Here is a 1,887-nt window from a genome sequence, read left to right on the forward strand (position 1 = left end):
GCTGATAACTTTACAGTGCCGGGCGGCGTTATGTTTGTGCGGCATGCTGGATCAATCAACCTATTTTCGATCCGGACGCATAGATGAAAAATGTTGAAATTTGATCCCTGCACCAATTCCCACCAATAAAAGATCCGTGCACCAACGCCGGCCCAAACCAATCTTTGCGACAAGCCCTGACGGTTGCGGCCATAGACCGCCTCGTTAACGCACCAAGCTTCGGCCGCCGGATCCGCTTATCGACGCTGATAGCCCGGTGGCGTCGAATACGGCACGACAGGAGGCCGGGGCAGCGAGTCCAGTTGGTTGGCTGCCACCAGAACTGAATCCACTGCGTATTGGTGCGTGTACGAGGAAGGATCCATTCCGTAGGCTTCCTGGATCATCCGTGATGCGATTTCCTTTTGTTGGTTTTCAGGTACACGGGACAATGCTTCGCGTACACTGTCGGCGAACTCGGGTGAGATCACTTGTGGTTCAGCATATTTTTCCCACGCTACGGGTCTGGTTTGCCTCTCGCGCAAATTCGCGGCAGTCTGTTCATCTGTGTCCGGATGCACTAACGGAATCAACCCCTCAAGACGGCTTTTCAGGTGTTCGGCCCTGCTTTTGTCCATCGACCAAGGACCGTCCTCGGCCGGCTCTCCGCTCCATGCGCTGTCTTTCAACCGAACAGCGGGACCGTTGGCCCAGGCATCCATGACCACGGTCGACTTCGGGTCGCGGCTTCCGCGCCGCAGTTCGTTCCAGGTGTGACCCGCCATGACTGGGATCTCATCACCTTCGTCGGTTATCTCTTTCATTGACACGGAAGCATGAGAGCTCGTACTCCGCTCGTCGGCCGCCATGTGTGGGGCGTGGACGATGGCGGAAAGGGGAGCGGTCTGATCGCAGGCCGCTGCTCCCATGACGACGGCCACTGCAACCTTGGCGGTCCCGCCTGGTGCCAGCTTTGCAACCGACGATCCGATGCCGTTGTGGCCGTGCGAGGGAATGTCGTCCGCCTTAACGTTTCCCCGGCCATGCTTGAGCAGCAGGCGGACGTCGTGAACGGTTTGCCCGGCTGTCGCGAGTCTTATCGGGCTCGAGACCCCGTCACCGACGACATGCGCTCCCATATGGTAGGCGGCCTGCTGGATCTGATGTTGCTCCAGAGGAGCATCTCCGCCCCTTCGCAACCTGTCGGGACGCGTACCCAGGGAGACCCTCAGCGATGATATGCGGCTCTCAGAGTCCGACGCCGTGGATTCTCGCGGCAACTCTTCCGTGTCATATGTGGCATGTCGAGTGTCATATGTGGCATGTCGAGTCGATACGGAGGATTTGGAGCAGCAAGTTCCCATGGCCTTCTTCACCTTCGTCACCGTCTTCAGCAACGATTTCAATCCCCCGCTTTTTTTCCGCTGGGGGGGGGCGATTGCCGGCTCCTCTGAGAAGGAGGAATAAGCCTCCGACGAATAAGAGGTGTCTATGCTGTGGCCCGCGCTGCTGATCTGGTTGTCCCGCAGGGAAGGCGACCCCCCAATGGACGTGCGCCGAATCGCACCATTGTCTGCATCAGCATTCAACTCGCTCAGCTGCCGCTCCAGGCTCAGTTGTTGCTCACGGTACTGCTGCATGTAATCGTCCGTTGCCCCCCCTATCCCTGTCAAACTCGCGACCCAAGGTTGTATGTCGGCGTTGGGACCATTTTGTTTGGAAGCATCGTAGGGCCAGCCCAAGCCGGTGTTGTCCATAGCGGTCTCTCCTGTCGCGGATCCAGTCAGGGTCGCGGATCCAGAAAGTACTCTAGCGCCTATCGGTCGCGCCGCCGTCATGCGCAATTCATATTCAATCATTCGATCGGGACATGGGGCATCGTCAACTTAACGGCCTGTGGAGTGCGGA

Annotated in this window: 1 protein-coding gene; it reads right to left on the reverse strand. The window is 58.2% G+C overall.

All coding sequences use genetic code 11. The features are described from left to right. Positions 1 to 236: 236 nt before the first annotated feature. A complete protein-coding gene (locus BLS48_RS36055) occupies positions 237 to 1,736 on the reverse strand; it encodes a type III secretion protein (RefSeq protein ID WP_244530012.1) in 1,500 nt (499 codons plus the stop codon). Positions 1,737 to 1,887: the final 151 nt, after the last annotated feature.

Source organism: Mesorhizobium qingshengii (assembly GCF_900103325.1).
GTDB classification, from domain to species: domain Bacteria; phylum Pseudomonadota; class Alphaproteobacteria; order Rhizobiales; family Rhizobiaceae; genus Mesorhizobium; species Mesorhizobium qingshengii.